Origin of the sequence: Dietzia sp. SLG310A2-38A2, assembly GCF_014145095.1 — a bacterium.
In the GTDB taxonomy this organism is placed as follows: domain Bacteria; phylum Actinomycetota; class Actinomycetes; order Mycobacteriales; family Mycobacteriaceae; genus Dietzia.
The window spans coordinates 1-6,921 of the sequence record NZ_JAALDX010000339.1; the positions used below are offsets into that span (position 1 = coordinate 1).

Here is a 6,921-nt window from a genome sequence, read left to right on the forward strand (position 1 = left end):
CCCCGCGACAGCAGGAGGGGGCCGAGGCGTACGGGGCCGCCCCGGGAACGATCTCCGCTCCGGGTGAGCCGGTCTCGTCGTCGTCGATACCTCGTGACTCGTCGGCCCGCGGGACCGAGACGCAGACCATCGTGCACCTGGTCCGCCACGGAGAGGTGCACAACCCCGACGGCGTGCTGTACGGCCGGCTGCCGGGCTTCCGGCTCTCCGAGCTGGGGCGCAGCCAGGCCGAGACCGTGGCCCGCACGCTCGGGCAGGGGCACGACATCGTGTCGATCGTGGCCTCGCCGCTGCAGCGCGCCCAGGAGACCGCCGCCCCGTTGGCCGAGGCGTTGGGCTTGCCGGTGGGGATCGACGCCGACATCATCGAGGCCGACAACCGCTTCGAGGGAAACAAGGTCGGCGGCCGGGGAGGGGCGCTGCGCAACCCGCGGTACTGGCCGATCCTGGTCAACCCACTGCGACCCTCGTGGGGCGAGCCGTACCTGCAGATCGCGCACCGGATGATCGGGGCCGTGTACTCCACCCTCGATGCCGCCCGCGGCCACGAGGCCGTCCTGGTGAGTCACCAGCTGCCCGTGTACACCACGCGGCGGTTCCTCGAGGGCCGGCGGTTGTGGCACGACCCCCGTTCGCGGCAGTGCTCGCTGGCCTCGATCACCTCTCTGGTCTTCGAGGGCACCACGCTGCGCGACATCGTCTACTCCGAACCGGCGGGTGCGTCCGACCCGTCGCAGACAGGAGCCTGAACCATGCGACGCCCCAAGGCCGCGCTCGGCGCTCTGTTCCTCGCGGGCGCCCTCGCCACCGGCGGCTGCGCGACCGGCACAGACGCGGTGGTGACGGGCCCCGAGACGTTCGAGTTCGTCAGCCCGGACGGTCAGCTGGAGATCCACTACGACCCCCCATCCGAGCGCAAACCCGTCTCCACTCTCACCGGTCCGGATCTGCTGGACCCCGATCGCACGCTCAACGTCCAGGAGGACTTCGAGGGGCAGGTCGTGATCCTCAACCTGTGGGGCCAGTGGTGCGGACCGTGTCGCGCCGAGTCCGACGACCTGCAGCGGCTGCAGGAGGAGTTCGAGCCGCAGGGCGCCACCGTGTTCGGCATCAACCTGCGCGACCCCAACCGGCAGAAGCCCGTCGACTTCGTGGAGGACAACGGCATCACGTTCCCCTCGATCTGGGATCCGAGCAACGCCGCGGTGGCCGCACTTCGCGGCTTCCCGACGTCCGTGGTGCCGGCGACGATCATCCTGGACAAACAGCACCGGGTGGCCGCCGTGTACCTGGCCGAGATCACCGATGACAAGCTGCGGGACACCGTGTCCGCGATCCTGGCCGAGGAGGTCGAGCCGGTGTGAACCCGGAGATGATCCTGCTCGCGCAGAGCGTGGGCGAGACCTTCCAGCAGACCGTGGCCAGCGGCCCGATCCTCTTGGCGCTGGGCGCGTGCGTCCTGGCGGGGCTCGTGTCCTTCGCCTCGCCGTGCGTGATCCCGCTGGTGCCCGGATACGTGGCGTACCTGGCCAGTGTCGTAGGCGCCGACCGTCCCCCGGTCACCGTGGCCGCCGCGGAACGCCAGCGAGCTGCCACGGCGACCATGACCGTGGACGAACGCCGCACCCTCCGTTCGTCGCGCACGCGGGTGGTGGTGGCATCGCTGCTGTTCGTGGGCGGTTTCACGGTGGTGTTCGTGGCGCTGAGCGCTATGGTGCTGGGTACCGTGCAGTACCTGGCGCCGCAGCAGGAGCTCCTGCAGCGCCTCGGCGGCGTGGTGACGATCCTGATGGGTCTCGTCTTTATCGGCCTCGTGCCCACCCTGCAGCGGGATACGCGCATGCAGCCCAAGGCGCTCTCGACGTGGGTCGGCGCCCCGATGTTGGGCGCCGTCTTCGCGCTGGGCTGGACGCCGTGCCTCGGGCCGACGTTGGCTGCGGCGCTCTCGGTGGCCGCCGGCACGGGTGTCGACGCGGCCCGGGGCGTGCTGCTGATCGTGGCGTACTGCCTGGGCCTGGGGTTGCCGTTCGTGTTGGTGGCCTTCGGTTCCACCTGGGCGATGCGTACCGTCGGGTGGCTGCAGAAGCACACCCGCGCCATCCAGGTGTTCGGCGGCGTGATGCTGATCATCGTGGGCCTGCTGCTGCTTTCCGGCGCGTGGGCCCTGTTCATCGACTGGCTCCGCGACTTCGCCATCTCGGACACGACCCTGCCTATCTGATCCCGACCGAGCAGGCGGGGTCATACCGCCCTCACGCGCGGGGTCATGCCGCCGCCTTCTGTGGACGGCTGTCTGCGTTGTCGTCGGTAATCCGCGCCGTGAGCGCGTGGTCGAGGTCGCGGAGCAGTGCGAACGGCAGGATCGGCGCCTCGAGTGGTGTCAGCGGCTGCGGTCCCGCCTTGGCCGGTGGTGGGTCGGCGGCCCGCGGTGTGCCGGCGGGTGGAATCCACTTGACTCCCTGCGGTGCGGTGCGGTCGGGGATTGTGTTCCAGCCGGTGTCGTGGATCATGGCGTGGCAGTCGCCGCTGGCCAGGGCGAGTTGATCGATATTCGTCAGCCCTCCGGCTGACCAGGGTGCTCCGCTGTGGTGCGCTTCGCAGTGTCTGGCGTCTTGGTCGCAGTCCGGGTGGGTGCAGCCGCCATACGCGGCGAACAGGGCGAGCCGTTGGTAGCGGGAGGCGGTTCTGCGGCTGCGGTAGAGCTTGAGGTCCATTTCTTGGTCGCACAGCGCGAGGAACCAGTGGTTGCCGCGCGCCATCGTCAGCGCCTGGGGCACGGGAACGCGGATCCCGCCGTCGGTCTGGCCGCAGCCGGCCAGGGTGGTGAGCTGGTCGAGGTTCATGCGCACCACGATCGCCGCCGGCGCTCCGGTCTTGCGGGCGTCGGCGGACAGTGCCAGGTGCAGAGCGTGGACCATCGCGTCGTGCATGCGTTGGCCGTCGGTGCGGGTGTCTGGCGCGTCCGGGTCGGGCCACAACCGGCCGGGCTGGCCCCAGCGGGCGTGCATCTCGCGCATCAGGGCTGCCAACTGCGGGTCCATGGTCATGCTGGCGCTGGCCATAAGGTCCAGACCCTGGCCGCCGCAGGAAACCGACCTGCGGCGTGCCCGCTCTTCGGCGCCTCGTTCGGTGCGGCCCGGGTCCAGGGTGTCGAGCAACCGGTGCGCGTGGTCCTGCAGTTGCCGGGTGGTGGACTTCTCGGCAGCCTCGAGCAGCTGCTGTTCCAGTCGATCGCGCACCTCGTCGTCACACTCATCCGACAGTGCGGCCAGCGCCTTGCCGATGATCCGCAGCTGCCCAGCTGAGACCGTGCCGGCACCGCTGGCGCGCATGCGAGCGGAGTCGGCGATCCCGGCATCGTCCAGTCGTCCACGGGCCTCCCCGGGCGCCAGGCCCAGGCCACCGGTGAGCATCTGGCGATCATTGACGAAGCCCATCTGGCGGGCGGTGCCCGATTCCCGGACCGCGGCCATGACCCGGGCCTGGGTCGCGCGGATCCGACGTTGGGCCTGTTCGAGCGCGACGAGCTCGGTGTGCAGCTGTGTCGGGGAGGCGTGGGTCCAGTCGCGTTGTAGGTGCTCATCGAGTGCGGCGAGGATCGCCGTCAACTCTCCACCCACAGTGCCACCGTCCCCGTTCTCGCTCATGTGTTCGATTAGATCACCTGGGTACGACACCGTCCGTCAACGCAGCTCAGGGGTCGGGTCGTCGGATCCGTACGCTCCTACCAGGGCCAGAACGCCTTGATCATCGGCGAGATGAACAGCCAGGCCAGCGTCAAGTAGAAGATCACGACTGCCGCGATGAGAGCCACTACGTCAGACGGTTGGATGACCGACTTGAGATGCTGTCTGCGAGCGGCCACCCGGCGGTCCAGCTCCTCCCAGCGCTGCAGTTGAGGGTCGATGTCCGATCCCGCCTCGGCCCCCTCGCCGACATCTGCAGGTTCTCTTTCGTCCTCGGTGTGGTCCATCAGGGGTCCTCTCTAGATCGCGTAGTGGTACTGCCGGAGCAACAGGTCGTGGTGTTCGGTCACGGACTTGTACGCCAGGTCGCCGAACTTCTTGCCCATGGGGGAGCCCACCGCCGCGCCGACACCGCCACCGACCAGCGCGCCGTAGGGTCCGGCGTAGGAACCGCCACTGGCTCCCAGCAGCGCCCCGCCGACAACCCCGCCGCCAAAAGCGCCAACGGTCTCCGTCGCGACTTCGGCCGCGCCCCCTTCGCCACGGGCGAACCGATTCAGGCCGTCGTACACCGTCATTCCGGTGCCCAAAGGGCCCGCGAGTTTTCCGACAAAACGGAGGCCGGCGCTGACCTGCCGGCCGTAGTCGTCGGGGGCGGGGTTGAGAACATGCCGACCGCGGGTGAGGGGGTCGAGTTCATCGGCCCGCCTGGGGAGCCCCGCGGACATGGCGCGGGTAAGCGCGTCGACCGCGACACCGGGCCAGGGATCGTCCGGGCCGGGGATCGGGCCCCGGTCGGGCTCGAGTGGGACCGCGTCGTTCAGTCGGGCGGCGATTTCGTCGAGCTTTCGTCCGTAGAGCTGGTCGAGTGAGGCCACGACGTCGAGTGCCTGCTCGATCGCCTCCGCGTGGCCGTCGACCTCGGCCTGGGTGATGTCGTCGCGGCCCGGCGCTGGTGAGAGGGAATCGTCGAGAACGACCAGTCCGTGAGCCTGTGCCTCGGAGAGTCGGTCTCGGACCACCTGCACCGCAGGGCCGAGCGCGTTGCCGGCTTGGCCGAGAGTCTGGGTCAGGTCGTCAAGAAGTCCGGCGAGTGCCGCAGTATGGCGCTGCTCGGAATCGACCGCGTCCAGGACCGCGTCGGCGGCGATGCCCTCCCAGCCCGCGGCGAGGCTGTGGCGTCCCTGGGACAGGGCCTCGCGCGTTTCCTCGGCGACGGAACGACGGCCGGAGCTCGCCACACTCGCCGTCGTCAGACCACCGGCGTCCCACCGCCGCACCGCGCCCGCCGAATAACCCACCCGGTCCCCCTCCCGCGCCTCGTGTTCCGTCACCAGGTACGACGGGGCATGTCACCGGTCGGTTCCATCGGTGAGGAGATTCGCTGGAGGGGACGGCGGGAATCGGGTGGAACCATCCGGTTCGTCGGGGCGTCAAACAGATCGTGGGGACATTAAGAGGAGCAGCCGCCGCGCTCGCGGCGTGCGCGGTGCTGTCCGCGTGCGGCGTGAGTCAGAACAACGACCAGGCGACGACGACGAGCCGAGCGGCCGCCGAGGAGTCGAGCAACCCCTGGGATCTGCCGATCGAGCAGCGACCGGCGCTCTTCGATCCGTGCGCCGAAATTCCCATCGAGGCGGTGGAGGAGGGGGTCGGTTCGAATGTGGTCGAAATATCGAAGTTCTCCAATCGCGAACCTGGTGCGCTGATCTCTTGCGGTTGGGGAAACGATGAAGTGCAACTCAGTCTCTTAGCGACGTGGAAATCTCGAAACGACTACATGGTGGATAGTGCGTTTGAAGTAGAAGGATCCCAAGCGCGAGTTGGTGAGAGAGTCGGTCTTCGGCTTGCCGATAGGGGCGATGTGTTCGACAGTTCCTGTGTTCAGCTATTCTTCACGTCACGCGGGTCGATTTGGATGCGGTTGGACCTCGTCACGGGTCTCAACGAATTCAAGGGCGATATTTTCGCTAAGGCGTGTGAAGTTATCGATCAGGTAGTACTGCCTCTTATTGACTTGGTGCCTGAAGGGGATTTTCAGTGAGCGTTCATATTGAAGTCGAGGTTGCTGAATCCTGCGTTAGTCAATGCGATGAGTTTATTAGCGCAATAGCCCAGGACTTCACAGGGGAGATGATTGTCAGTCAAGGCTCATTTCCCGGCGCCTTCGACACGGCCCGGCAAATTGGCACTGTGTATTCGCTGTTCGTGGGGGAAGACCTACGAACGCTGCTGAATGGATACGTGGATCAGGCCAAGGCCATGGCCATGCTCTTCGCCGCCGCCGGCGGGCTGATCGAGGCGCAGGACGAGGCGGTGGCAGCGGCGCTGGGGAAGGCGGCGCAGGAGCCGGCCGGGCTGCAGAGCCTGGGATTGATGGGCTCACTCGGGTCGACCCTCGTGATGCTGGACGCCGCCGAGGGGCTCAGTGCGCCGCGCGGGTATGACCGCGTCGGGCCCGAGGAGGTGTCGGGCGCCCCGCTGGCGAAGATGGTCTCTGGCGCGCAAGCTCTGGATCCGGCGCAGTTCCAGCAAGTTCGGGATCGAGTCAGCGCCGTCGCAACAAGCCTCCAGTCCGCGGCGGCCGACCTGCGAAGCGGCCTCGGCAACGCATTGGGCAGCCAATGGCAGGGTGAATTCGCTACTCAAGCCAGCACCTCGGTGGGATCGTTCACCGAATCGGTCGAGAAGTTGGCCGCGGTCCTCGAAAAAGTAGCCACCAAGGCAAGCACCGCCGAGGACGGCTTCAGCACCACCAAGACGCGGATCGGCGAGGAGTCCGCAACGCTCCAGGCCGCCCAGGTCAATACCCCGGGCTACGGCTACGTCCACGGCCCTCCGACGCTCGAATCCGCCGCCGCGATGGCCGCAGCCCAGGACGCTGCCGAAGAGCAGGCACGAGCGATCGTCAACACCGTCTACAGTCCCGCCGTGATGGACGCGAACCTCACCGACCTGGATATACCCAGCCCGTACCGCGTCATCTCGACGTCGGCGCTGGGTGGCGCGAGCGGGCTCGACCTGGTCTCGGCGTGGAACGTGGACGGGGTGGTGCGACCCGCTGGTCCAGCCGCGCCCGGCGAAGCCGCCCTCTCCGCAGCCGGGGGAGGAGGGGCCTCGGCGGGAATCGTTGCGGGCGGTGCAGGCGCCGACACGGGGGCGACGACGACGATCCTGCCCACCGCCACCGACGCCACCACCGAGCAGGCGTTTCTGGCCTCGCGGAGCGGCGCAG

8 protein-coding genes are annotated in these 6,921 nt (G+C 68.2%); 5 read left to right on the forward strand and 3 right to left on the reverse strand.

Annotation, left to right across the window (positions count from 1 at the left end; genetic code table 11):
- Positions 1 to 86 precede the first annotated feature (86 nt).
- The 3 genes from G6027_RS12225 to G6027_RS12235 are packed head-to-tail and all read left to right on the forward strand — an operon-like array spanning position 87 to position 2,221.
- Positions 87 to 749 (forward strand): histidine phosphatase family protein, encoded by a 663-nt coding sequence (locus tag G6027_RS12225; protein ID WP_182637424.1) that lies wholly within the window; start codon positions 87 to 89, stop codon positions 747 to 749.
- 3 nt (positions 750 to 752) lie between these two features.
- Positions 753 to 1,364 (forward strand): TlpA disulfide reductase family protein, encoded by a 612-nt coding sequence (locus G6027_RS12230; protein WP_182637419.1) that lies wholly within the window; start codon positions 753 to 755, stop codon positions 1,362 to 1,364.
- A complete protein-coding gene (locus G6027_RS12235; protein WP_346995723.1) occupies positions 1,361 to 2,221 on the forward strand; it encodes a cytochrome c biogenesis CcdA family protein in 861 nt (286 codons plus the stop codon). Before G6027_RS12230 ends, G6027_RS12235 begins: the two co-directional genes overlap by 4 nt.
- A gap of 43 nt (positions 2,222 to 2,264) precedes the next feature.
- On the opposite strand, the gene G6027_RS12240 is transcribed toward G6027_RS12235, so the two are convergent.
- The 3 genes from G6027_RS12240 to G6027_RS12250 form a co-directional block, all read right to left on the reverse strand.
- Positions 2,265 to 3,647 (reverse strand): HNH endonuclease signature motif containing protein, encoded by a 1,383-nt coding sequence (locus G6027_RS12240; RefSeq protein WP_182637420.1) that lies wholly within the window; start codon positions 3,645 to 3,647, stop codon positions 2,265 to 2,267.
- Positions 3,648 to 3,724: 77 nt separating this feature from the next.
- Complete coding sequence (locus tag G6027_RS12245; protein WP_182637421.1) at positions 3,725 to 3,973, reverse strand: hypothetical protein; 249 nt, start codon at positions 3,971 to 3,973, stop codon at positions 3,725 to 3,727.
- 12 nt (positions 3,974 to 3,985) lie between these two features.
- Positions 3,986 to 5,020 (reverse strand): hypothetical protein, encoded by a 1,035-nt coding sequence (locus tag G6027_RS12250; protein WP_346995724.1) that lies wholly within the window; start codon positions 5,018 to 5,020, stop codon positions 3,986 to 3,988.
- Between the two features lie 155 nt (positions 5,021 to 5,175).
- Between G6027_RS12250 and G6027_RS12255 the strand changes: the two genes are divergently transcribed.
- Both G6027_RS12255 and G6027_RS19495 read left to right on the forward strand, forming a co-directional pair.
- Positions 5,176 to 5,730 carry a DUF3558 family protein gene (locus G6027_RS12255; protein ID WP_346995725.1) on the forward strand — a complete coding sequence of 185 codons (555 nt, stop codon included), beginning with the start codon at positions 5,176 to 5,178 and terminating at the stop codon, positions 5,728 to 5,730.
- A partial coding sequence (locus tag G6027_RS19495; RefSeq protein WP_182637423.1) for a WXG100 family type VII secretion target occupies positions 5,727 to 6,921 on the forward strand: 1,195 nt, incomplete at its 3' end. The genes G6027_RS12255 and G6027_RS19495, both read left to right, overlap by 4 nt.

Coding starts and splice junctions, on each gene's coding strand:
- G6027_RS12230 (WP_182637419.1), top strand. CDS start 753: ATGCGACGCCCCAAGGCCGCGCTCGGCGCTCTGTTCCTCGCGGGCGCC.
- G6027_RS12240 (WP_182637420.1), bottom strand. CDS start 3,647: ATGAGCGAGAACGGGGACGGTGGCACTGTGGGTGGAGAGTTGACGGCG.
- G6027_RS12245 (WP_182637421.1), bottom strand. CDS start 3,973: ATGGACCACACCGAGGACGAAAGAGAACCTGCAGATGTCGGCGAGGGG.